Annotated in this window: 26 protein-coding genes and 2 pseudogenes; 8 read left to right on the forward strand and 20 right to left on the reverse strand. The window is 60.1% G+C overall.

The genetic code is table 11. The features are described from left to right. Window positions 1-29: 29 nt before the first annotated feature. Window positions 30-461: a hypothetical protein gene (locus AC0L3L_RS21180; protein WP_473639005.1), complete on the reverse strand. Its 432-nt coding sequence runs from the start codon at window positions 459-461 to the stop codon at window positions 30-32. Between the two features lie 169 nt (window positions 462-630). Here AC0L3L_RS21180 and AC0L3L_RS21185 point away from each other — a divergent pair, with 169 nt between their 5' ends. Beyond that, complete coding sequence (locus tag AC0L3L_RS21185; RefSeq protein ID WP_473639006.1) at window positions 631-867, forward strand: hypothetical protein; 237 nt, start codon at window positions 631-633, stop codon at window positions 865-867. A 172-nt stretch (window positions 868-1,039) separates the two neighbouring features. On the opposite strand, the gene AC0L3L_RS21190 is transcribed toward AC0L3L_RS21185, so the two are convergent. From AC0L3L_RS21190 to AC0L3L_RS21200, 3 genes are read right to left on the reverse strand one after another with little or no spacing between them, the layout of a single operon-like run. After that, entirely contained in the window at window positions 1,040-1,384 is a 345-nt protein-coding gene (locus AC0L3L_RS21190; RefSeq protein ID WP_473639027.1) for a c-type cytochrome, read from the reverse strand. A 26-nt stretch (window positions 1,385-1,410) separates the two neighbouring features. Next, window positions 1,411-3,648 (reverse strand): xanthine dehydrogenase family protein molybdopterin-binding subunit, encoded by a 2,238-nt coding sequence (locus AC0L3L_RS21195; protein ID WP_473639007.1) that lies wholly within the window; start codon window positions 3,646-3,648, stop codon window positions 1,411-1,413. Window positions 3,649-3,658: 10 nt separating this feature from the next. Beyond that, on the reverse strand, window positions 3,659-4,105 hold the full coding sequence (locus tag AC0L3L_RS21200) for a (2Fe-2S)-binding protein (RefSeq protein WP_473639008.1): 447 nt from the start codon (window positions 4,103-4,105) through the stop codon (window positions 3,659-3,661). A gap of 158 nt (window positions 4,106-4,263) precedes the next feature. On the opposite strand from AC0L3L_RS21200, the gene AC0L3L_RS21205 reads away from it, so the two are divergent. Further along, the gene (locus tag AC0L3L_RS21205) at window positions 4,264-5,160 is read left to right on the forward strand and encodes a LysR family transcriptional regulator (protein WP_473639009.1); all 897 of its coding nucleotides are present in this window, start codon (window positions 4,264-4,266) and stop codon (window positions 5,158-5,160) included. A gap of 95 nt (window positions 5,161-5,255) precedes the next feature. Here the strand turns inward: AC0L3L_RS21205 and AC0L3L_RS21210 are convergent, their stop codons facing one another. The 5 genes and pseudogenes from AC0L3L_RS21210 to AC0L3L_RS21230 all read right to left on the reverse strand — a co-directional run bounded on the left by AC0L3L_RS21210 (window position 5,256) and on the right by AC0L3L_RS21230 (window position 8,847). Further along, window positions 5,256-6,014, reverse strand: a complete 759-nt coding sequence (locus AC0L3L_RS21210; protein ID WP_473639010.1) for a carboxymuconolactone decarboxylase family protein — start codon at window positions 6,012-6,014, stop codon at window positions 5,256-5,258. Between the two features lie 29 nt (window positions 6,015-6,043). After that, window positions 6,044-6,435 (reverse strand): annotated as a pseudogene (locus tag AC0L3L_RS21215) ((R)-mandelonitrile lyase). 329 nt (window positions 6,436-6,764) lie between these two features. Then, entirely contained in the window at window positions 6,765-7,517 is a 753-nt protein-coding gene (locus AC0L3L_RS21220; protein ID WP_473484853.1) for an SDR family oxidoreductase, read from the reverse strand. Next, window positions 7,517-7,618 (reverse strand): annotated as a pseudogene (locus AC0L3L_RS21225) ((R)-mandelonitrile lyase); the annotation flags it as partial. The gene AC0L3L_RS21220 and the pseudogene AC0L3L_RS21225, both read right to left, overlap by 1 nt. A gap of 38 nt (window positions 7,619-7,656) precedes the next feature. Beyond that, on the reverse strand, window positions 7,657-8,847 hold the full coding sequence (locus AC0L3L_RS21230; RefSeq protein ID WP_473639011.1) for an MFS transporter: 1,191 nt from the start codon (window positions 8,845-8,847) through the stop codon (window positions 7,657-7,659). Between the two features lie 474 nt (window positions 8,848-9,321). On the opposite strand from AC0L3L_RS21230, the gene AC0L3L_RS21235 reads away from it, so the two are divergent. Beyond that, the gene (locus AC0L3L_RS21235) at window positions 9,322-9,738 is read left to right on the forward strand and encodes an HD domain-containing protein (RefSeq protein ID WP_192356176.1); all 417 of its coding nucleotides are present in this window, start codon (window positions 9,322-9,324) and stop codon (window positions 9,736-9,738) included. A 54-nt stretch (window positions 9,739-9,792) separates the two neighbouring features. Here the strand turns inward: AC0L3L_RS21235 and AC0L3L_RS21240 are convergent, their stop codons facing one another. After that, the gene (locus tag AC0L3L_RS21240; protein WP_473526363.1) at window positions 9,793-10,203 is read right to left on the reverse strand and encodes a DUF427 domain-containing protein; all 411 of its coding nucleotides are present in this window, start codon (window positions 10,201-10,203) and stop codon (window positions 9,793-9,795) included. Window positions 10,204-10,520: 317 nt separating this feature from the next. On the opposite strand from AC0L3L_RS21240, the gene AC0L3L_RS21245 reads away from it, so the two are divergent. Beyond that, window positions 10,521-10,958, forward strand: coding sequence for a CBS domain-containing protein (locus AC0L3L_RS21245; protein ID WP_473526364.1), 438 nt, complete (start codon window positions 10,521-10,523; stop codon window positions 10,956-10,958). A 27-nt stretch (window positions 10,959-10,985) separates the two neighbouring features. Here the strand turns inward: AC0L3L_RS21245 and AC0L3L_RS21250 are convergent, their stop codons facing one another. Continuing rightward, entirely contained in the window at window positions 10,986-11,198 is a 213-nt protein-coding gene (locus AC0L3L_RS21250; protein ID WP_473639012.1) for a hypothetical protein, read from the reverse strand. A gap of 157 nt (window positions 11,199-11,355) precedes the next feature. Here AC0L3L_RS21250 and AC0L3L_RS21255 point away from each other — a divergent pair, with 157 nt between their 5' ends. After that, window positions 11,356-12,492, forward strand: coding sequence for a site-2 protease family protein (locus AC0L3L_RS21255; RefSeq protein ID WP_473639013.1), 1,137 nt, complete (start codon window positions 11,356-11,358; stop codon window positions 12,490-12,492). A 213-nt stretch (window positions 12,493-12,705) separates the two neighbouring features. Here the strand turns inward: AC0L3L_RS21255 and AC0L3L_RS21260 are convergent, their stop codons facing one another. Further along, on the reverse strand, window positions 12,706-13,362 hold the full coding sequence (locus AC0L3L_RS21260) for a TerC family protein (protein ID WP_473526367.1): 657 nt from the start codon (window positions 13,360-13,362) through the stop codon (window positions 12,706-12,708). 395 nt (window positions 13,363-13,757) lie between these two features. On the opposite strand from AC0L3L_RS21260, the gene AC0L3L_RS21265 reads away from it, so the two are divergent. Beyond that, a complete protein-coding gene (locus tag AC0L3L_RS21265) occupies window positions 13,758-14,867 on the forward strand; it encodes a calcium:cation antiporter (RefSeq protein WP_473639014.1) in 1,110 nt (369 codons plus the stop codon). A gap of 30 nt (window positions 14,868-14,897) precedes the next feature. Here AC0L3L_RS21265 and AC0L3L_RS21270 read toward each other — a convergent pair whose 3' ends face one another. Further along, window positions 14,898-15,353 (reverse strand): NUDIX hydrolase, encoded by a 456-nt coding sequence (locus tag AC0L3L_RS21270; RefSeq protein WP_473639015.1) that lies wholly within the window; start codon window positions 15,351-15,353, stop codon window positions 14,898-14,900. 342 nt (window positions 15,354-15,695) lie between these two features. Here AC0L3L_RS21270 and AC0L3L_RS21275 point away from each other — a divergent pair, with 342 nt between their 5' ends. Beyond that, a complete protein-coding gene (locus AC0L3L_RS21275; RefSeq protein WP_473639016.1) occupies window positions 15,696-16,046 on the forward strand; it encodes a hypothetical protein in 351 nt (116 codons plus the stop codon). On the opposite strand, the gene AC0L3L_RS21280 is transcribed toward AC0L3L_RS21275, so the two are convergent. The 5 genes from AC0L3L_RS21280 to AC0L3L_RS21300 all read right to left on the reverse strand — a co-directional run bounded on the left by AC0L3L_RS21280 (window position 16,043) and on the right by AC0L3L_RS21300 (window position 20,184). Then, window positions 16,043-16,813, reverse strand: coding sequence for a glycosyltransferase (locus tag AC0L3L_RS21280; RefSeq protein WP_425350318.1), 771 nt, complete (start codon window positions 16,811-16,813; stop codon window positions 16,043-16,045). The two genes, AC0L3L_RS21275 and AC0L3L_RS21280, sit on opposite strands and share 4 nt — an antisense overlap. A gap of 43 nt (window positions 16,814-16,856) precedes the next feature. After that, window positions 16,857-17,672 carry a glycosyltransferase family 2 protein gene (locus tag AC0L3L_RS21285; RefSeq protein WP_473484834.1) on the reverse strand — a complete coding sequence of 272 codons (816 nt, stop codon included), beginning with the start codon at window positions 17,670-17,672 and terminating at the stop codon, window positions 16,857-16,859. 109 nt (window positions 17,673-17,781) lie between these two features. Further along, window positions 17,782-18,951 (reverse strand): glycosyltransferase family 4 protein, encoded by a 1,170-nt coding sequence (locus tag AC0L3L_RS21290; RefSeq protein WP_473639017.1) that lies wholly within the window; start codon window positions 18,949-18,951, stop codon window positions 17,782-17,784. Window positions 18,952-19,071: 120 nt separating this feature from the next. Further along, window positions 19,072-19,683: a sulfotransferase domain-containing protein gene (locus AC0L3L_RS21295; RefSeq protein WP_473484830.1), complete on the reverse strand. Its 612-nt coding sequence runs from the start codon at window positions 19,681-19,683 to the stop codon at window positions 19,072-19,074. A 189-nt stretch (window positions 19,684-19,872) separates the two neighbouring features. Beyond that, window positions 19,873-20,184 carry a hypothetical protein gene (locus AC0L3L_RS21300; RefSeq protein WP_473484828.1) on the reverse strand — a complete coding sequence of 104 codons (312 nt, stop codon included), beginning with the start codon at window positions 20,182-20,184 and terminating at the stop codon, window positions 19,873-19,875. A 79-nt stretch (window positions 20,185-20,263) separates the two neighbouring features. On the opposite strand from AC0L3L_RS21300, the gene AC0L3L_RS21305 reads away from it, so the two are divergent. Next, window positions 20,264-21,097 carry a sulfotransferase family protein gene (locus AC0L3L_RS21305; RefSeq protein ID WP_473526370.1) on the forward strand — a complete coding sequence of 278 codons (834 nt, stop codon included), beginning with the start codon at window positions 20,264-20,266 and terminating at the stop codon, window positions 21,095-21,097. Between the two features lie 18 nt (window positions 21,098-21,115). Here AC0L3L_RS21305 and AC0L3L_RS21310 read toward each other — a convergent pair whose 3' ends face one another. Both AC0L3L_RS21310 and AC0L3L_RS21315 read right to left on the reverse strand, forming a co-directional pair. Next, on the reverse strand, window positions 21,116-21,712 hold the full coding sequence (locus tag AC0L3L_RS21310; RefSeq protein ID WP_473639018.1) for a sulfotransferase family protein: 597 nt from the start codon (window positions 21,710-21,712) through the stop codon (window positions 21,116-21,118). 86 nt (window positions 21,713-21,798) lie between these two features. Then, on the reverse strand, window positions 21,799-22,563 hold the full coding sequence (locus AC0L3L_RS21315) for a sulfotransferase domain-containing protein (protein WP_473484822.1): 765 nt from the start codon (window positions 22,561-22,563) through the stop codon (window positions 21,799-21,801). Between the last annotated feature and the right edge of the window lie 34 nt (window positions 22,564-22,597).

The following is a 22,597-nucleotide window of genomic DNA, read 5'->3' on the forward strand; positions in this document are numbered from 1 at the left end:
CGCTTCCCGCCGACCGACTGTGCTGACGCTCAGCCGGACCTATTGCGTTCGGTCCGGCTGGCGAAGATAGAGCGAACTGCCCTGTCCTCCACAACGTCGAGGTTGCCTCTCCCAGGCAAAGCATCGCGATGAACTGAGAGCCGATGGACGTTAGCCAATTCGAAGACGGCCAGGCTGTCGAACTCCATGGCTGCCCCGTAGAACTGGGCGGCTTGCAACACCAGGCATTCGATGTCTTCAAGCGCAACGTTTTCGGCGAGGTTTCGCAGCCGAACGGTCTCAGCCACCCCAGTGACATTGACTATCCCCTTGCACCGAGCTGCGGCCCACACTTGCCGGTCGACGTCGTGACACAAACGAACCGAATAACCGTCTCTCATGGAGAACCCTCCTTTCAGGAGCGGTTTGTCCCTCGGGATCAGCATGCGCCAGATCGGCTCTAATAACAAGCTGAAATCCATAAAATCACCTGTAAAATCAAGCAGTTAGCATATCACGCAGGATACGCAATCGACGCCTCCCATTAACTCCGGGCCTTTCACGCCAGCGGCTTATTGACCGACCTTGACGCACACTCAGCCTTTCCCTAACTCTTAGCTAAATACTAACTTTGAGCGGCTGGAGGCAGAAATGGCCGAACTGGAAAGACCCGAACGACTGCAGATCATGCTGACTGCTGACGAATTGGCTGCATTGGAAAACTGGCGCTTCGAAAGGCGCATGCCAAGCCGATCAGCGGCCGTGAGAGAGTTGCTGCGGCGCGGTCTCCACGCCGACGGATTTTTGACCGCGGCACAAGGTGCCAAGTCACAGGATTTTGGAATTCTGCCCAATTCCGGGATTGTTGATGGACCGGCTCGCGACTAGCCGTCTCGCCGGCTTCAAAGTGGACTAAAGGTAACCGACGGCAAGTAAATGAAATGCGGCACAAACAGGCGTTACCCACGGTCGGTGGCGGCCTGACCATCAATTACAGCCTCGAAAAGTCGCGGGGGACACCGGGGAATCAAGCGCTGCCCGAACAGGCTCTGGCGCCGCGCTACGGGCTGTTCAGGAATTCGATGATGGCGCGCCGCTCCTCGGCATTGTTGAAGCGCTGAACCATTCGTGTGCCGCCCATCATGGCAGTCGGATTCGCGAGGTAGGTTTCCAGCGTCTCGGACGTCCAGGTGATGCCGGAGTCGCGCAGGGCGGGCGAGTAGTTGAAGCCTTCGACGCTGGCGGCGGCGCGGCCGACGACGCCCTGCAGGTGAGGTCCGGCACCGTTCCGGGTGGTCGCGATCTGGTGGCAGGCCCCGCAGCGCTGCCGGAACAGGCGCTCTCCTGAACCGGGACCCGCCTCCTGGGCAACGGACAGATCCGTTGCCCAGGCTGCTGCAATCATCGTCAAGGCAGGTAGTACGAGATTCCTCATCCTTCCATGCCTTTCAGGTCGAGCTTCGAGAGGGGCAGGCTGCGGATACGCTGGCCCGTGAGCACCGAGGCGGCATTAACCACCGCCGGCGGCACGCCGGGCAGGCCAGGCTCGCCGATGCCGCCCATCGGCGCACCGCTTTCGACGATGCGAACATGCACGCGCGGCATGCGGTCTGGCGGCAGGATGGGATAGCCGTCGAAATTGCGCGCCTGCGGCATGCCGTCGACATAGACGACTTCCTCCAGCAGCGCCGAGGACAGGCCAAGTGCGACCGCCGAGTTCACCTGCGCCTCGATGATGGCCGGATTGACGATGCTTCCGGGATCGATGGCCACCCAGATCTGGTGCACGACGACCTCGCCGTCGCGCAGCGAGACTTCGGCGATCGTCGCCACCTCGCTGCCGAAGGGCGAGGCCATCGCGACGCCGCGCGCGCGGCGGCTGCCGTCCTCTGCCGCGAAGGGACCGCGCTTCCAGCCCCCGGACAGATCGGCGACTGCCTGCAGAAGATTGCTGTGGCGCGGGCTGTCCGCGAGAAGCCGCAGCCGCAGTTCGTAGGGGTCCTGCTGACCTGCGTCGGCCATTTCATCGAAGAACGCCTCGTAGAAGAAGTCGTTCATCGAATGACCAACCGACCGCCAGAAGCCGATGATCGCCGGGTCGTCGACGTGAACCTGGCCGACGCGCCGGTTCGGAATCGCATAGACTTTACCCGCGATGCCTTCGACGGCGGAGCTGTCCACCTTGTCCGGCTGGCGGCCGAACCAACGTCCTGTCGGACCTTCACCCATCGCAACGGCATCCAGAGCGACCGGCAAACCGTCGCCGTCGAGACCGGCGCGGAAACGGGCGACCCCCATTGGTCTCAACGTGTCGCGCAGGAATTCCTCCTCGCGGCTCCAGATGAGCTTGACTGGACGACCTGCCGCCTTCGCTAGCAGGATCGCCTGCGGGAACGGGTTGGCCGTCTGATAGAGGAAATGCCGCCCGAAGAAGCCGCCGAGCATAGGGGAGTGGATGATCACCTTGCCCGGCTCGATGCCGGCGACCTTTGCAGCCTCGGCCTGGAACATCTCGGGCGCCTGGTTTGGGATCCAAAGCTCGAGAGTCCCGTCCGCATTCCAATGCGCGATCGCCGAGGGCGGCTCGAGCTGCCCGTGCACGAGGTAGGGAGCGTCATAGATCGCCTCCACAATCCGCGCTGCGCCGGCAAGGGTGCCTGCGGCGTCGCCTTCCTGCTCGAAAGCGACGCCGTCTCCGGGTGTCGACTTCAACATTGCCTTGTGGGTCTCGGAGGAGAAATCAGCCGGCATGGCGCGAGGCGTTGCAGCCGCAGGCTCCGTCCAGGTCACCTGCAGAGTTTCCACCGCGCGGCGCGCTCGCCACCAGCTGTCGGCGACGACCGCCACGGCCCCAGGCAAGCGGTGAATCGAGTGCACGCCGGGCATGGCATGAACTTCGGCCTCGTTCGTCAAGGCGCCCGGCTCCCCGCCGAGACGCGGGCTGTGCTGGACGGCGGCGTGAAGCATACCGTCCACCTTGAGGTCGATCGCATACTGCGCGCGTCCCGTCGACTTCTCGCGCCCGTCGAGCCGGCGAACGGGCTTGCCAATCCAGCGGAAATCGTCGCGAGATCGCAGCACGACATCCGTCGGTACCGACAGATCGGCGGCCGCATCGGCGATCTCGCCGTAAGGGATCGCCCGCCCGGACGCTGCATGGACCACGCGGCCCGGTTCGGTGGATAGCTCCGAGATGGACAGCGCGAGCCGCGCGGCCGCTGCCTGCAGCAGCATCTGGCGTGCCGAGGCGCCGAGCTTGCGCATGGTCTCGTAGCTCATGCGCACCGACATACTGCCGCCGGTGAAGCGGCCGCCGCCGGTCAGGAGATAATCGAGACCGGGAGGCGCTCCCTCGACCGTGAAGTTCACGGGATCGACATCCAACTCCTCACCGACAATCTGCGCCATGGCTGTGAAGATGCCCTGTCCGCCCTCGATGAAGGCACTGCGGAACAGCACGGTGCTATCAGGGCGGATTTCCAGAAAGGCACTGACGCGAGCTCCGGGCGTGATGGATGCGGCGGCCTGCGCCCGGGCGCTTCCGACTGGCACCGTGACGGATAAGACGAGCGCTGCGGCGCCACCGAGGAAGCTGCGGCGCGAGATGTTGAGCGGACCGTCCTCGCTGCCTGTGGACCAGTGGTTCCAACTAGGAGTCATGTCGTTCATGGTTTCCTCCTCACGCCTGGGCGGCCTGCCGGACGGCAGCCGAGATCGCGTTGTAGGTGCCGCAGCGGCAGAGGTTCACGATCGCGCCGGCGATGTCGTCCTCGGTGGGCCGTGCAGTCTGCTTGAGGAGCGCTGTGGCAGCCATCACCTGGCCGGACTGGCAGTAGCCGCATTGCGGCACCTGATTGGCGAGCCACGCCTCGACAACCTTCCGGCCCTCGGTATCCTGCTCGATCGCCTCGATCGTCGTGATCGCCATCCCGACGACGCTGTCCACCGTCGTCACGCAGGATCGCGTGGCCTGTCCGTCGATCAGCACCGTGCATGCGCCGCACTGGGCGACGCCGCAGCCATACTTCGTGCCGGTCATGCCCAGCGTGTCGCGTACTACCCAGAGCAGCGGCGTATCCGGTTCGACGTCGACCTGAAATGTCGAGCCGTTAATGGTCAGTTCCATGGCCTTCACCTTTTGGTTCGCGGAAAGCCAACACGACTGGCTGTTGGCTTGTCGGACCGGCAGGGTAGCCGCTCCCGATCAAGAGCATTAGGGTCGTTAATTCGCTTGCATTGATCGATGGGAGACATAAATCTTCAGCGATCAGTTTGGGAAACGGTATGGCCAAGGAAGACTTCAACGACCTTTTGTGGTTCCTGGCCGTTGCCGAGGAAAAGAGCTTCACGCGCGCCGCCGCAAAGCTCGGCATCACGCAGTCCACCCTCAGCCACACGATCAAGCGGTTGGAAACGCGTATGGGCATTAGGCTGCTCACGCGCACGACCCGCAGCGTGGCGACGACCGAGGCCGGCGAGCGCCTACGGCAGTCGCTTGCACCGCGTGTTGCGGAAATCGAAGCGGAGATCGCCTCGCTGATGGAGTTCCGCGATAAGCCTGCCGGAACAATCCGGCTGACCCTTTCGGATCACGCGTTCGACGGCCTCGTCTGGCCGAAGCTCAGGCCGGCGCTCGCAGATTATCCCGACATCAAGCTGGAACTCAGCATCGACAACGGGCTGCGCAACATCGTCGAAGATGGGTTCGACGCGGGGGTACGGTTGGGTGAAAGCGTCGAGAAGGACATGATTGCGATCCGCATCGGTCCGGACTGGCGCATGGTGGCCGTCGCGTCTCCTGACTATTTCGCCGAGCATCCTCCGCCTCGCCACCCGCAGGAGCTGATTGGGCACAACTGTATGAACATGCGCCAGACTCGTGGCGGCGGGCTCTATGCCTGGGAATTCGAGAAGGACGGTCATGAGCTTCGCGTCCGGGTGGATGGGCAGCTCACCTTCAACGCCTCCTACGCCATGGTCGATGCGGCTTTGAAGGGTTACGGCATCGCCTTCGTGCCGGAGGACCTCGTCGACCGTCAGATCGCATCTGGCGATCTCGTGCAGGTGCTCGATGACTGGTGCCCGAAATTCCCGGGCTACTACGTCTATTACCCGAGCCGACGGCAGAACCTGCCGGCCTTCAAGGTCATCGTCGATGCCCTGCGCTATGGCGGGGCCTGAAAGCGCTGCGGTCTCCTCCAGCGGTCGCTCAACATGGCGGAAGCGTCATTTGATATGCCGGCCTGATCATCCGCTGACCTCGTGCCTTGCCGCCCTTAAGGGTTCGTACGCTTCTCGAAAATCTCCCGCGCGACCGGCGCTGCCGAAAATGCATTCGGCCAACCGGCATAGTATGCGAGATGGCTGATGACCTCCGAGGCCTCCTCGCGGGTCAGTCCGTTATCCATGGCGCGGTTCAAGTGGAACGGCACCTGAGCGACCTGGCCGGCAGAAATCAGCGCGCTGACCGTGACCAGGCTGCGGTCACGCGGCGCAAGGTCCGGGCGCAGCCACAGATCGCGGAACAGCACCTCGCGGGTGTCCCGCACCAGGCCCGGAGAGGCCGGGCCGGTGGTCTGCTCGACGCTCGCGGCACGCCGGGCCTCCTTTGCCTCATCGAGCGGAAGCAGCGTCGGGGCGGCTGCCGGAAGCTGGTTGGCGCCGATCCCTCGCTCGGCATAGACGGGCCTGGCCGCATCGACCGCCGCCATGGCATTGCCCCAGCCTGCGTAGAAGGCGAGATGTGTGATGATCTCCGAGAGTTCGGCGGGTTTGACCCCGTTGTCGAGCGCGCGGCGGATTTGCTCGGGCATAAGACCCGTCTGGTTGCGCGTAATGACGGCCGCGACCGTAACGACACTTCGGTCGCGCGCGGACAGGCCCGGCCGCGCCCAGAGCCCCTTCTCGAGAGTTTCCTGTTCATACCGCTCGAGAGCAGGCGCTACGGACGAGACATCGTCATTGGCGCCTGAAGCTGCATTGCCGGCGACAGGTGCAACGGTCATGGCCAGCGCAAGAGCCGCAACGGATTTCATGATCTCCTCCTTACGTCTCGGGTTCGGGATCAGCGGTACTGGTCGTCGGTGACGGGCTCAAACCACTCGACGACATTGCCGTCGCGCGCAGGCGTTATCGCGATGTGGCTCATGGAGCTTTCGGCGGCTGCGCCGTGCCAGTGCTTCACCCCGGGCGGGTCGAAATGACGTCGCCGGGCTTGATGGCGATCTTCTCTCCGCCTTCTTCCTGGACCCAGCCCGCACCCGCCGTAACGATCAGCGTCTGGCCTGCCGGATGCGTGTGCCAGTACGAGCAAGCGCCCGGTGTGAACTCGACCAGGCCGCCGCCGGCATTGCTGTGCTCGTTGGGCGCGAACAGCGGCGTGACCGTGACGGTGCCGGTGAACATTTCCGCAGGACCCGGAACGGAAACGCGTGACCCGTTGGGCGAGACCTGCATTGCCTGAGCCTGGGCGGCAGTGGAAGTGAGCAGCACCAGCGTCGTGGAAATCAAAGACAGGGCATTCGTCATCGTCTTTTTTCTCCATTTCATGAGACGTTCAAGGGCCAGCGCACGGCAAGTCCTTCGGTCTCTGCGTCGCGCCGGACCGGTTGCTATACAGGCGCGTTCAGCGTCGCCCGTCGGCCGCTAGTCAGACCCGAAGCAAGCATTTTGGCAGCCTGCCGCCCGTCCATGGCGCGGTAGGCATCCGCAACCTGGGCTAGCGGCGGTTCGGGATCGAAGACGCTGGCTTGATCTTGCCCGTAACCACACGATCCATTCCCGCCTTACCAGGGCTGGTTTGCCGGCCCCACCGTGAACTCGTTGATGGTCGTGTCCTCGGGCTGGCCGATAGCGAAGGCCACGACATTGGCAATCCGGTCCGGCGAGATCCCGTATTTGTCATACGTGTTCTGCATCTGGTCGAGCGTTTGCCTCTGGCTAATAGTGTTCAGCAGCTCGGTGTTGATCGCGGCCGGATAGATCGTCGCAGTGCGAATGTTCGTCCTCTCCATGGCGGACTCCATGCGTAGGACCTCCATGAAGTCGCGGACGAACCATTTTGTTCCGCCATACACAGCACCGCCTGGATAGGCCTTTAGCCCCGCAACCGATGACGTCGCGATGACATGCCCGGACTTCTGTTCGATGAAGGCTGGCAGTACTGCCGCGATGCCGTTCAGAACACCCTTGATGTTCACGTCGACCATCTGGTGCCAGTCGTCGGTCTTCAGCGCGGAGAGCGGCGAGTTCGGCATGAGCCCGGCATTCAGGAAGATGACATCGACGCGGCCGAACGTATCCTTGGCAAGCTTTACGACCGCGTCGTTGTCGGACGGTTTGGTTACGTCCAACTCCCTGTAGACGGCCTGACCACCGACCTTTCCGATCTCGTCGGCGATCTGCTTCAGTTTTTCCTCTCGCCGCGCGCCGAGCACGACCTTGGCACCCTTGCTCGCGAGCAACTTCGCCGTCGCTTCGCCGATGCCGGATGATGCGCCGGTGATAATCACGACCTTGTTCTTGATCGTATCGGTCATCACTGGTCTCCCTGGTATTGTTCGTCGGTAACATGCTCCATCCAGTCCACGACTTTGCCGTCCTGGACTTCCTGGATTGCGATGTGGGTCATTGCCACGTCGCCGAGCAATGCCCGGCGACTGAGGGTGGGCGGCTTGATCATGGCAAAAACCTCAGGGTTGTGCGCCATGCGGCGAGGCCGAGCAGTGAGGAACCGCATAGCAGCGTCGCGCCGAACGCGAACGCGCCCCACCAACCGATCGTGTCGAAGAGCATTCCTCCGATCGCCGCGCCACCCGTGATGGCGAGCTGAATGGTGGCGACCTGGAGGCCGCCTCCCGCCTCCGCGTCGTCGGGCAGCGTACGGCTCAGCCACGTCCCCCATCCCACGGGGGCGGCGGTGCCGAAGAAGCCCCAGGCGAGGAGAAGCAGCGAAACGGGGATGGGCATTGATCCGAGGGCAATCAGCGCGACGGCAAGTATCGACATCACGAGCGGGATGACGACCAAGACGCTGAACAATCGGGTTCGCAACAGCCGTCCGATGCACCACGTGCCTGCAACACCCGCCAGGCCCATGACGAGGAGCATGGCAGAGAGCGCGGAAATGCCGAGTCCAGTGACGCCCTCAAGGAAGGGGCGTAGGTAGGTGAAGAGTGCGAACTGGCCCATGAAGAGGAACAGGATCGAGGCCATGCCGAGCGCGACCGCGCGGCGGCCAAGCAGCGCCAGCACGTTGCCGGACGCCTTCCTTCCGCGCGGGGGCAGCGGCGGCAGGCTGATCCACTGCCAGACGAGCGCCAGCAAGCCGAGAGGCACGACGAGGAAGAAGGCGCCCCGCCAGCCGACATAGGCCCCGAGGAAGCTTCCCAGCGGAGCGGCAATCGTAGCTGCGATCGCGTTCTCGGCGTTCAGCATCGCGAGACCCTTCGGGACGCGGTCTTCCGATACGAGGCGCATGACGATCGAGGTCGACATCGACCAGAAGCCACCGATCGCCACGCCAAGCAGCGCACGGCCGACCATCAGCAACGCGAAGTTCGGCGCAAAGGTCACCGCGAGACCGGAAACGATCAGGAGCACCGTGAAGCCGGTCAGGACAAGCTTGCGGTCGATCCGGCGCGTAAGGCCGGCCACGAAAAGACTGGTCAGGACCGCAAAGGCGCCCGAAATGGAAATGGCCTGGCCGGTCCGCCCTTCGGTGGTACCAAGATCAACCGCGATCGGCATAAGCAGGCTCACCGGCATGAACTCCGACGCGATCAGGACGGAGACGCACAGCGCCATCGACAGCACCGCGCCCCGCGCCGTGCGGTCATCCAAAATCCGGGTGTCGTAGGTGGTTTCCATGATAGGCGTCCTGACAAGCGCAGGCGGCTCGTTCACGCCGCCAGTTCACCGCTCGCCCTGGAAATAGCGTCCCTATGTCGATCGCATTAGACCGATCAATCCACATGGACTTATCGATCCAAGCCATGAATGGCCACTGGAAACCATCCCCCTTCTGTATAGGTGAAGAACGGTCATGCGCGCCCGCAGAGGCTTCTGCAAGGCGGCGGGTCTCCACTCAGCCCTGCCTACGACGCTTCGCCGCAAGAAATCGCATTGCATGTCGGCTGCTTTGATGAGCCTGGCAGCCTGGTGCCACTATACAACTATAGGGTCAACGCAGCGGCTTGGCTGGGGTGTGCTGCGGGATTGGCCTGCCGCACCGTGGGACAGGAGCAATGGTGAGTCCCAGTACTGGTCTCGTCGAATGGAACTCGGCAGCGAATTGACGATTAAATCAAAGGATTTCATCGGGACAACGCAAGGATTCACACGATGAGCGTGCTTTACCGCGCGGCAAAAATCGCCGAACAAGCTCATGCCGGGCAGACGGACAAGACCGGACGGCCCTATATCGAACATTGCCGCCGGGTCGTTGACGCTGTCGAAACCCTCGACCAAAAGGCCGTTGCCTACCTTCACGACGTTCTTGAGAAAAGCGACGGTTGGGACCGCGATCGGCTCGAGGCGGCTGGTTTTGGAACATCCATCGTGTCGGCAGTCGATGCCATGACACGCCGGCCGGACGAGGACGACCTCGCTTTCGTGCGCAGAGCAGCAGCCAACCCATTGGCGCTGCCGGTCAAGCGCGCAGATCTCGCCGACAATCTGTGGCAGGCACGGCAGATTGGCACCTCGACATCGAAATATGAAGACGGCCTGCGGATCATCGACCAAGAATTCTCCGAATGACGAAAAGATTGCCGCCTGCGGCGTTATTGGCCGATGTGGAAATTCAAGCGCCGTCTACTCGGGGATGTGAGGCGTGTGTCGCTTGTCCTCGGCAGGATCGGCATCGATCCGCGCTTTGTCGGGATCGAAGGCGCCATGGCGGGCGATGGCCAATGCCGGCGTGTCGGGCGTCTCGTAGGCCCACATGAAGTCGTCAGCCGCTCCGCCGACCGCGTGGACCCGCCAGTAACTCGCCGTGCCCTTCGGCGGGGAGTGCGTTGTGGTGTTCGTCTTCTCCAGCAGGTCGAAATATATATCCTCGAAGGGGATATAGAAGACGGGATCGTGCCCATCTTCATAGACCACTTTTGCCCGCTCGGTTGAGGCAATAATCGCGTCGGAGAACCTGACCGTTACGGTTCCATTGAACGGGGTAATCGTAAGCGCGCCGGGACGGCTGGTGGAATTTGCGGCTAAGGGCTGCATTCGACTTCTCCGTGGCTGCCTATCTCCTGGAACGTCGTATCGCCCATCGGGGTTCCAGTTTGGCCGGTCGTTGGCGTTTGTCGCTGAAGCGGCGGTTACGGCGATGGGCGCAGTGAAGCGCGGCCGTTGTGTGGTTCGACTTCGCGTCAAAGACATACCGCAAGGTCCCCGCGACGCGGGCCTTCTCAGCCTTCCGGCTGCAGGTGAAAAACCTCCTGCGGCATTCAGATTCGAGGGAACGTTACCGCCGAAGAGTTCGTTTCCTAGGTCAACACCAAAACCGGCGGCGGGGCCTCGCAAGTTAAAGGGAGATTGCCATGAAAGTCGGCAACTGCATGACGAGGAATGTCCAGGTTGCGAACCCTGAACAGTCCATCCGCGAAGTAGCGCAGATCATGGGCAAGCTTGACGCCGGAGTGATGCCCGTGGGCGACCACGACCGGCTGGTCGGGATGATCACCGATCGTGATATCGCGATCCGCGGCGTAGCATTGGGTAAGGGACCTGACACGAAGGTGCGTGATGTCATGAGCCCGGAGGTCAAATATTGCTTCGATGACGAAGACGTCGAACATGTGCTTGAAAACATGGGCGACCTGCAGGTACGTCGGCTTCCGGTTCTGAACCGCGACAAGCGGCTCGTCGGCATCATCTCTCTTGGCGATCTCGCGACGAGTGGCGAAGTGGCAGAAGCGGGAGAGGCTTTAAGCGACATCTCGAAGCCGGGCGGCGAGCATTCGCAGACTGCTCACTGAGTGAGGCGGCGACACGTCAGCGCCAGGTCAACCTATCTTGTTTCGCGGTGCGTCGGCCAAAGCCGACGCGCCGCCGTGCGCCTTCTGCATTGCGATGTTCTTCGGCAAAGGTTCAGGAACAATCCATGGATGACGATCCGAATCCGAAGCGCCGTGTCCGCCGGCGCCGAAAAAGCGCGACAGGGCGAAATGACCGTGCAGACTCGGACGCATCGGATCACGACGGCGCAAGACGTTCACCGGGATGTCATGTCGTGATAAACTCTTCCTGCGACGGGACCGCGCGACACCGAGGCGGGGTATCAGTCGCAGACGATGAGCTTAAGCGCCTGATGTTCTCGAACGATTGCAACCGTCCTGCCAAAGCCTCTTGCGAAGGTGGGGCCTCTCGGAGTGGATGGATTTGGGTTGGTCGCTGAACCTCGGGACGATCGCCGGCACCACGGTGCGCGTTCACTTTACCTTCCTGCTTCTGCTCGTCTGGATTTGGCTGACGCACTATCAGATCGGCGGCACGCCAGCGGCCTGGGAAGGCGTAGCCTTCATCATTGCCGTCTTTGCCTGCGTGGTCCTGCATGAATTCGGCCACATCGCCGCCGCACGGTATTTCGACATCAGCACGCCGGATATTACGCTTTTCCCGATCGGCGGCGTGGCCAGGCTGGAACGCATGCCCGAAGAGCCGGGGCAGGAGTTCGTGATCGCGGTCGCGGGGCCGCTGGTCAATGTCGCGATCGCCGCGCTGATCTTCGTCTTGCTCGGCGGGTCGGCGGGTGTCGAACAGATGGCCGGGATCGAGGATCCGCGTATGAATTTTCTCGCCAGGCTTGCCGGGGTCAATGTCTTCCTGGTCCTTTTCAACATGATCCCGGCCTTCCCGATGGATGGCGGCCGTATCCTGCGCGCCGCCCTCGCCGCCCGCCTTTCCTGGTCGCGCGCGACCCAGATCGCCGCCACGATCGGGCAAGGATTGGCCTTCGTCTTCGGTTTCGTTGGGCTGTTCTACAACCCGCTGCTGATCTTCATCGGCATCTTCGTCTATCTCGCCGCGGCAGCAGAAGCGCAGAACGCACAGATCCGCGAGGTTGCCACAAGTGTCCTGGTCGGTGACGTGATGATCACCGAGTTCGCCCGGCTGGAACGGTCGGCGACGCTCGACGAGGCAATCGAGATGCTGCTCGCGACCACGCAGCACGATTTCCCTGTCATCGACTCCGCCAGCCGCCTTGAGGGATTGGTGACACGCAACGACATGATCCGGACATTGAAGGAAAAGGGGCCCGCTGAACCGGTCGCGAGCGCAATGCGGAACGATATCCCGAAAATACACTACCGCAAAAGTCTCGAGGAAAGCCTGAGGCTCATGCAGCAGGCAGATGTGCCAGCTATCGCCGTCGTGGACAATTCCGACCGGCTGGTCGGGCTCATGACACACGAAACCATAGGCGAGATGCTTATGGTCCGCTCGGCGGTTTCGGATGCCTTCCGATTTGGTCGTCTGCGTGGGAGCAAACCGCGACTCACACGGATCTGAGCAGGAGGATTCCTTCTACCGCCGGATCGGGTGAGTGCGCTCTAAAGCGCGTCGCGTTCGACCGACCTCACGCGACGCGCTTTAGGTTGTTGTTTTATGCATGTCGTTATCGCAAAACCGCTGCACACTTTTTCGCGACATGCATAAAATCGTAGGGGGAGCGATAAGCAGAAATCGGCCGGAACGAGGTCGTTCCGGCCCATTTTCTGTGTCTCAAGCGCCCGCGACATGAGGCAGAAGTTCAAGCGCACCGCGATAGATCATGTCGGCAGCCACGTAGAGGATGATCACCAGGCCGACATAGGCAATCCAACGGTGCTTCTGAAGCAGATTGGCAATGAGGTTTGCGGCAATGCCCATCAACGCGACGGAGAGGACAAGGCCGAAGATCAATACGTTTGGATGTTCGCGCGCAGCACCCGCTACCGCCAGAACATTGTCGAGCGACATCGAGACGTCGGCGATGATGATCTGCCAGGTTGCCTGCGCCAGGGTCTTGCGTGGAGCTTTGCCAGCTACGATGCCATCGTAGTCGACATCACTTTCCGAAAGCGCTTCGATCGCCTGTGTTTCCTGCGCATGGTTTTGCCGGAGTTCGCGCCACATCTTCCAGCACACCCACAACAGCAATATACCGCCAGCCAACAACAGGCCGACGATCTGCAGGAGCTGGGTTGTCGCGGCCGCAAAGCCGATGCGCAGAACGGCCGCTGCGATGATACCAACGACGATTGCGTTTCTGCGCTGCTCTTTGGGTAGTCCGGCCGCGGCAAGGCCGATAACGATGGCGTTGTCACCGGCCAGCACCAGGTCGATCATGATGACCTGCAAGAGAGCGGTCATTGCTTCAGGACTAAAAAATTCTGTCATACGGCACCCTTGCGTTCAGCTAGGGGTGACGCGGCTTGCGAGCATAACCGTAGAGCAACGCGGACACCGCGTATGACAAGAGAAATGCTGCTACAGCTGAAGAAATCTCAAAGCCAGGCCACCCGGATTGAATTCCAGTCCGACATCACAGTCCTGATGGACTGCCAGAGGGGCCCGGCCTGGTAGCACCTAGCTATTGCGGTAAGCGCAAAAACTCAAGGCTTAATTGTGATTCGGCACATGCGGCATCGAGCTCGGCAGTTTCGTTACGCCAAGTCGATTGAGCACGCGGCCATTGAACGGACCGGCAGCCGCAAGTACACTGATACGGTGGGCCTCGGTCCGTTTCTGTAATACCCGATCTGCGGCCGTCGATGGCGATGAGGAAATCCGTCTTGGCTGTTCATCGACGACCTATCGGCCAATATCTGTTCCCAATCGGCTCCTTGGGCCTGGCCGCGCTAATTCATTTCGGCGCCGCGTCGATGGAGCATTCGCTGCTTTCGATCAAGATCCTTGCGTTGATCGTGGTCGCTATCTTCATCTTCGCGACCGTGTTTGTGGTTTTGCATCATGCCGAAGCCGTCGCACGGCGGCTCGGTGAACCTTATGGCACGCTGCTGTTGACATTTTCGGTGACGGCCATCGAAGCATCGGTCATCGTTTCGATGATGCTGCATGGCGAGAACAACCCGACGCTGGCACGCGAGTCCGTGTTTTCGACGGTCATGATCGTGTGCACTGGTGTGGTCGGGGTCTGCCTCACCCTGGGTGGGCTGAAGCATCGATATCAGGACATCAAACGACAGGGCACCAGCGCTTCCCTTGCCGTCATTATGGCGCTGACGGTTCTTACGCTGATCATTCCAAACTACACTCTTGCAACAAGCCCCGGTGCGTTCTCCGCATCGCAACTCGCTTTCGTGAGCGTTCTTTCAATCCTCCTCTATGGAGCGTTCGTCTTTGCTCAGATGGTGCGCCATCGGGGCGATTTTATCGAGGATCTGACGTCCAGCGCCGAACATGAGGAGCATGTATCTGAGGGTGGGAGAGTGACCACCAATGTGCTCCTCTTATTTGTCGGACTGGCAGGGATCGTTCTTCTGACCGAGCAGGTGGCCGGCAGTATCGAGAATGGGCTCGCGTTTCTTCAAGTCACCCAGGCGGACGCAATCGTGGGCTTCTTCGTCGCTGCGCTTGTGCTTATGCCGGAGGCGGTATCGGCGGTTCGGGCAGCACTCAATAACGAACTTCAGCGAGGGCTGAATGTCGCCCTCGGCTCGGCCTGCGCCACAATCGGCCTGACAATCCCGGCGATCGGTGCGGCGAGCCTACTCACAGGACGAAGCCTGACTCTTGGTCTGGGCCCGGGGGATACCGTGCTTCTCATCCTCGCGCTTGCCATCAGCATCGTGAGCTTTGGGACGGGCCGAACAACGATGCTGACGGGGCTCGTTCATCTCGTCGTGTTTGTCGCCTATCTGTTCCTTATCTTCGTGCCCTAGGAAGATGTCGGTCGGCCATTGGGTCGATCCTTAGACAGACACCACAAGCCGGTCGAGAAAAGGCCGCTGGCCGACAAGTAGCTTTTCCCGGGCCATATCCAGGCCGAACCACCCTGCGCGATCGATCTCTGGAAACAATTGCATGCGGCCGCTGCGCGGCGGCCATTCCATCTCGAACATGTTGCTGCGCAGGCTGCCGGCGTCGAAATCGCCTTCGACGCCGAACGCCGTAATGAGCTTGCCGCCGCGCTGGCGCAGTTCTCCCAGCGGAAGCAGTGCTCCCTTGAGCTGCCAGCCGGTTTCCTCCACGAATTCGCGACGCGCCGCAGCTTCCGGCTGTTCGTCATCACCATACTCGCCCTTTGCAATCGACCATGCGCCAAGATCGCGGTTTTGCCAGAACGGCCCGCCCGGATGGACAAGCAACACCTGCAGTTCGTTGGTCGATCTGCGGTAAGGCAGAATGCCCGCACTTCTTTTCGCCATCGCCTCAAGCCTCCTGAATCCAGCCTATCATCGCAGGTAGGCTGAACGGGATGTTCCGTTTGTCGATAGACTGCCCTGCCCTATGTCGATGCGACTGGCTACACCCCATCAATACGACACGAAACGATCTAGCACCCCGCTTTTCAAAGACGATCTCGATATCGTCTGGGGCTGCGGCCCCGTCCCGTCTCATCGGGCCGATTGGGTCCAACAGGCATCGGGGCGCCAATAGCCCCAGACGTGATCCTCAGAAAATCACAGTAGCGAGTGCAAACTCATTCGATCTGGAGTGGCCAGCGATCCGCGAACAAATGCCGCAACAACGACGAAGCAGTTGCTGGCTTGGTGCAGCAGACGCTGTGCCAACGCCAAGCACTAAATGGCCCTGATCAGCCGGAGCAGAGAAAGCATCTCGAGAAAGTCCCCTTGCGAAAGGCGACCCAGGTCGGCTCTTCCACACCGTGGAATCGGCGTTTGCAGGCCGCCCTGGCCCTGCGGATTGAACCGGGTGCGATTGGCCCAAGGCGATTCATTGGCGCGCTGCAAAGCACGCCGCCAAAGTGGCTTTTCGACAACCGCTCGGTTCGATTTCGACCAGGCACGCGCGGTCTGTTCACAGATCTGCACGAACCGCGCGTTGCCGGCGACCTCGACGAAACGTCTGATATAGTCGGTCCCGATCGGTTGGCTTAGCTGCCGGCTCGCCGAGCGCGAAGAGACGCCTCTGTCTGATCGGCATTACCCAGGAATTCGTCGCGTTCGGCTATCCACAGATCCGCATAGTCGACATTCTGCCACTCGGCAAACCACGGACCGCCGCTTGTATAGTGGACCGCCTTGGGTGTGCCAAGCGCCGGCTTTTCGTTCCAACCTTCAAGCCAGTTCCACTCTACTGGCAGCGAGCCCAGGTCCTCATCGGCGACCCACTGCATTCGATGGAGGTAGGCACCACTTTCACGGTTCACGACCTCTGGCGTAAGTGATTTAACCGAAGGGTGCGCGCAATTGAACAGCATCAGCGAGGACCAGTTTTTTCGTGGGTAGGATGTCTGGACCACGCCATCCATCTTCGTGGTGGCCTTCGGCGTATAGTCATGCTGGACGCAATAAACCGCCTTGTTCGACTTCGTGTATTCCAGCAAACCTGCGACGTCACCGAGCCACAGGAAGTCGCAATCGCAGAACAAAGCCCAACCCGTGTAGTCGGCGAGAAAAGGCGTGAGAAACCGCGTATAGGTGAACTCTGTTGACGCGAGCGGATCTTTTTCCCTCCAATACAGCTCACGGGCACGCAGTTCGTCCTGTTTGATGGGAATGACGGAGACAGGCACTGAAGCGTTTTTAAGCAAAGAGTGCCGCGCTACGTCGTAGGCGATTGGCTCACGGCTGTCCCATCCAACGAATACCCTAAACGCATCAGTCATATTCAGTACCTTGGCTCCTGATTTCAAAACGGTCATACCCTAGCTGTCTGGCAACAACTCGGCAACAATGGTGCAGAAATTAGCCGGGGCGATTTCTGAATCTCACGGTTTTGCCTTTCACCTCGGTCCGGCTTTTTTCGGCGGATTTCGTCTCGTTGCCCAATGCGACAAGCGCCCACTTCTGATAGGTGTAGCTGGCCGAATAAGCAGCGACCATCGCACCGGTCGAACCATCCAGAAACCCCAGCTTGAAAACATAGCTGTTCATATAGGCCCAGGCCGAGCGGAAGACCGCCTTGCTTATCGAGCTTTTTCTGCCCTCGGCAAGCAACCGCGCCGCGGACGCTTCTGCGTATCGGCCGATCTTGTCATGCGCGTCTGCCAGGTCGGCGATGGAGTCATGCTCCATAGAGTGGGACAATCGCGTGACCTTGCCGTTCACCACAACTTTCTCGTGCACCGTGTCGTTGCTGAAGCGCCCGGACTGTCGACGAAAAAGCCTGAGCACCAGATCGGGCGACCAGCCGCCATGGCGGACAATGTGCCCACAAAAGCGGGATCTTCTTGGTATTTCGAAGCCGTCATAGCCTTTTGGGTTGGCGATAGCGGCTCTGATTTCTGCAGCCAGCGGTGGCTCGACCCATTCGTCGGCATCAAGCGAAAGGACCCAATCCCCTGTCGCCGCGGCGAGGGCACGGTTTTTTTGCGCGCCGAAACCGGGCCAATCGAGGGTGATCAGGACCTTGGCCCCGAGTCCACTGGCGATGTCCCTGGTTTGATCGGTGCTGTTATTGTCGAGAACGACGATTTCGTCGGCAAAATGTACCGAGCGAAGGCAACGTGCAATGCACGCTTCCTCGTTGCGGCTGATTATGATGACTGAGAGCGCCGGCACGGTCAGACGGTTCCGGCATCAAAACTGCTACTGTTGTTCAAATGAAACTGCCCCCCGGCCTGTTGGCACTCCGAGTGATACTAACGGATTCAAAAAAAATGTCGAAAAATTATTTTAGGTCGAGACTTTCGTAGAGCGCTATCATTCTCCTGATCATGACGTTGAAATCGTAGTGTTCGGCCGCCGCTCTGACCCTGGCCGCAGTCTCAGGCCGTGACGACAGCCGCAGCGCGCGGGCAAGCCCGGCGGCGAGGTCGTTTACGCTGGCTGCGTCGCAAACAAGCGTCGGCTCGAACCGATCGACAAGCTCGCGCGCCCCACACCCGGTGCTTACCACGGCGGGCAGGCCGCTGGCCATAGCTTCGATCACCACTGTGCCGAATGGATCATAAATGGAAGGCAGCACGGCAATGTCGGCCGCGCCGTACCATGGCAACGTGTCTTTCTGCGGCCCCAGCATCCTGAGCCTCGCGCCAAGACCAAGTCTGTCGCCGGCCTGCTTGAAGGCATTGGCGCGCGAATCGTGGCCAATGACCCACACCTCCGGCTCACCGTCCAGCGTGGCGACAGCCTTCATCAATGGAAGAAGTCCTTTTCGAGCAAAACCCGAGCCGACGAAGAGAACGACCGACCTTTTATCGTCAACATTGAGCTGCGCGCGGACCGCGGCCCGATGCTGTTGTCGCAACTCCAGGTTGAAGCGGTCCAGGTCAACCCCGTTGGGAACATGGTGCACACGTTCCGCCGGATAGTCGTAGTGACGGACAATGTCCTCAGCCACCATTTTCGAAATGGCAATCACAGCTTTAAGCCGTGGGCTGGCATAGGTGGTGCGTTCAAGACGCAGCGTCTGGCGATGAAAGGGACTCAGCGCCATCGCTGCCCTGCCAAGCCGCGTTTCGAAACGCCGCCGCTCGGCAAGATAGGCGGCATGAACGCCTTCCCCGGCCCGGAAGACGTCGCAGCACGGAAGGCGATCGTTGCTCTGCACCAGGGCCGGCGGCATTTCGGCGATCTTGCGGCAGGCGGATCGAGCAAAGGACGTCGCCCGCAGGTAGCGGGGAAAGCGGCGGCCGGCGCACTGGATGAACTCTATGCCTTCGTGTCGCGGCCAGTCGCCTGACAGCACGGCCACCGGTCGTTGACGCGCGGCGAACGCCGCCATGATGTTTTCCAGCATGATCTCGCCTCCGCCAAAGGGCGCGTAGCGCTGGCGTACAAACACAATAGGCGTCTTCGGTTCAGCTTGAACCCGTTGATCATGCTGTGACAAAGCCATGCGATCTCGATACGCCCTTTTGCATTCCGGAACTGGCGAATTTGATGAGTCGCGCAGATGAGCGCGACTTTGACCAGTTTGGCTATCCGCGCGCGCTGCTGGAGTGAAGACTATTCATTTCTAGGAAGATACACCGTAACTTTCCATGATCTTTTGGCAGTATAAAATTTCTTCTTCGGTAAGGTAATCCTTATACCCGCCAACCAGGCCTCGTCTAACTTTAAAGCTATCGGAATCGGTTGTGTCTGCTGTTCTTAAGCGATGCCCATAGCGCTCGTCGTATTGCCCCGAGGACTCTTTGCTTTTCATGGAGTCAAATCGACCGGCGTCAATTGCCTTCGTAATTTTCTCCTCGTCTGGTTCTACTTTCAACCATTTTGCGATTCGTCTAAGCTCGGAGACGGCATCGCTGTGGAGCGTTTCGTAGCGTGTAATCAACACATCATCCCTTTCGCTTATTGCCGCCAGCCACATTGCATTGAAGCGGAGGGTCCTCTCGATGCCAAACCGTGGGTCTCGTACAAAGCTTGACAAATCGCCTTGGAATAAGTCGCGCCATGCTTCGCGTTTGGTGACGTGAAAATATCCGGAAATCGTTGTGTCGATCGGATTGCGATGCAAAAAAAGCAAGGGCCGTTTTCCCAAAAAAGCTTCGGCCGGGCGGAAGGATCTGCTGTGGAACGCGCTGCCGCCGTGGCTATAATCTAGGCAGACATCGAGCTGATCAAGCATGACTCTTAACCACGTCCGCCCTGACTTTGGGTAGGAAATGGAAAGGCCCAAATTACTGGAGTTTTCTTGTGCCTTCGGCCTGAGCCACCGCAGTAATTTCATGATCACCTCGCAAACACCCTATCAGTTGCCGGCTGCTAAGGACCCGGCTTCCGGGCCTTATGACATGACGGGTGATCTCGATCAAACTTAGCCAATGAGCAACCACATGTTTTGTCGCGCCTCGTCCCTAAGCGCTTTCCAATCGTGGCGGCGGGTGCGCGTCAACTGTAAATCTTTGTTGTGAATTCTGATGAGGTCCCGCAACACTGGATCGAACGACAATCCCAGGAATGTACAGATCTCTCGACGGCTTTGGGTCGTCACCAGATCCTCGTAGCGGTAGATCAGGAAGTCGTACCAACGCGAGGCGAAGGCAGATTGGGTCGATTGTCCACTGTTGCTTGCGGTTTTCCCAGAGGTGAGGCATTTAGAAATCAACAGGAAGCAGCGGATGAACACCAGCCCCCCCCAACTGTCATATGAGATTCCCGTCCCGAAATCGAAGCAGGCTCATGGATTGAGGAGAATCGAACGCCAGTTGAGGCCCAAACTGCGGTCTCTCCGGTGGCGGGTTGTCGAGCAGGTGTTGAGCTGGTGCAATCCCGAGGCGCTGGCTTTTTACCGCAGGGCCATGGAAACCGCATATCTGCCGGACGACCTGATCGACGTAGTCCCGCAACTCAAGATCCTGTACCTGGCTACGCCAAAGGCGGCGAGCAGCCGCATTCGCAGCAACCTTGCAGCCATGATCGGCAACGACACCGTGTCGGGGTGGCGCAGCGACCAGAACTGGAAGGTGCACAACCGAAAGGCGTCGAACCTGCAGGCGCCTCGCCATGGCGTCGTGCAGTTCTATCGCATGGCCACAAGTCCCGAAGCCTTGCGATTTACCTTCGTTCGCAATCCCTATACAAGGCTGTTGTCGTGCTGGGCCGACCAATATCGCGACCGTCCCCTAGTGCCTGGTTATGGCAGGGTGGAGGTCTATCTAGCCCACCGCGAAAGGGCTGATCCGGCGCTGCCTGTCGGTGCTGACAAGAGCCTGTCCTTTGCAGATTTCGTCGCCTTTGCCTGCACGACTTCCACATGGCGCATCGACAAGCATTGGCAGAGACAAAGCGACATCATCGACCTTCCAGGCGTTGCGTTCGACCTCATCGGCAAGACCGAGACTTTTGCAAAGGATTTCGAACGGGTTCTCGATCATGTCGGTGCCAGCGACGAGGTGCGACGCGCGGCGATGCCACCTCTGCACACCTCCTCGCGCCGCAGGCTTGCCGACTATTTCACGCCAGAACTGGCGGACACCATCTATCGTGCGTATGAGCGCGACTTCGATCAGTTTGGCTATGCGCGCGCGCTTCCAGAGTAAAGCGGTCGCGCGGCGGTCTTAAATGTATCCGAAGGCCTGCATCAGGGGTTTCCCACGCCCCTCGGTAAGCTCCACCAATTCCTGCTGACCCAGTTCGGTCTTCCAGCGGCCGCGGCCGTCATAAATTGGCTGGTTCACCTGCTGGTTGCGCAACGCGGCATGTTGGGGTTGCGCGTCAAGTGTGAACCATCGTTGCGGGCTCCGATGATAGTCGAGCAAACTCTGCTCGAACGACAATCCCAGGAAGGTGCAGATCTTTTCGATGGTCGCTTCCGGGTCATCGACAAGATCTTCGTAGCGGTAAATCAGGACGTCCGTGCTGCCGCGCTCGGCAAGCACCATTGTGTTGTCCGAAATCCAGCGATCCAGGCTCTCGGTCGCATCGCCAAGCCGCCTGGTCAGCGAAGCAACGGTATCGCGCCCATCGCGTACCGGCATCACGAACTTCGCGCCCGGCACCAGGCGTCGTATCCGGTCGACACGCCTGATATGACGCGGTGTCTTTTCAAGCAGCACCGACTTGCCCGCCCCAATGGCCGCCCGTTTCAGCTTCGAGTAGCGATACAGCGCAAGTGGAGCCCATTTGAAAAACACGTTGGTTTCTTCGAATGGCAAAAAGACATCGGCATGCGAAGCAAGAATCGTCGCTATCAGCGTGGTGCCGCTATGTCCGCATCCGCAGACAAAGCCTTTGCATCGGATCAATTCACACCTGCCCTGTCGTCGACATAAGATATGCCATGCCGCTGGAAGGCTTCATCGAGCCGCCTCCAGTAATCGAGCCGCGCAAGCACATTGTCACAAAAGGCTACATCATCCGCGCTGAGGTAGTCCAAATAACCGCCGACCTTACCTTTTCGAACCTTGAAACTTTCCGGGTCGTCAGGATTGCGCGGTTGCAATCTCCCCCCATAGCGCGCACCCAGTTCTCCTGAGATTTCAGATTGCTGCATGCGTTTGAACGATCTGCTGACGGCAACATCGGCAAGCTGGGACTCCTCAAAAGGTTTCTCCAAAAATTTCCCGATGCTGCGCAATGCGTCGTTTGTATCCCGCTGCACATCTTCATAGCGCAGAAGCGCAATCTTTCGCATGTGACTTGCGGCTGCGAACCACTGCAGGTTGAAAAGGGCAATCTTCTCGACACCGTGTTGGGGGCTTCTTATACAATCGCCGATCGGACCTGCTTCCAGCCCATGGCGTTTGTTGACCTGAAAATATCCAGACACCGCAGTGTCGCGGGGGTCTCGCGTCAGGAACAGAAGCCGCTGCCGTTTGTAGCGAGATTTGTCGGGGCTGATCTGCGCAATGTCACGCAGATCCTTGTGGTCGGAACCGTCGTGCGTATAAGCCGCATCGACGCCCAGATCGTCAAGCATGACTCGCAGCCAGGTCCGCCCGGATTTGGGAAACGAGACGACAAGCAGGGGCGGCTTTCTTGCAAAAAAGTTGGAAAACAAACTCAACTTGCGGACTCCGATTGCGGGCACTTTGATCGAG

The sequence above is a fragment of the Mesorhizobium sp. WSM4849 genome, assembly GCF_055811385.1.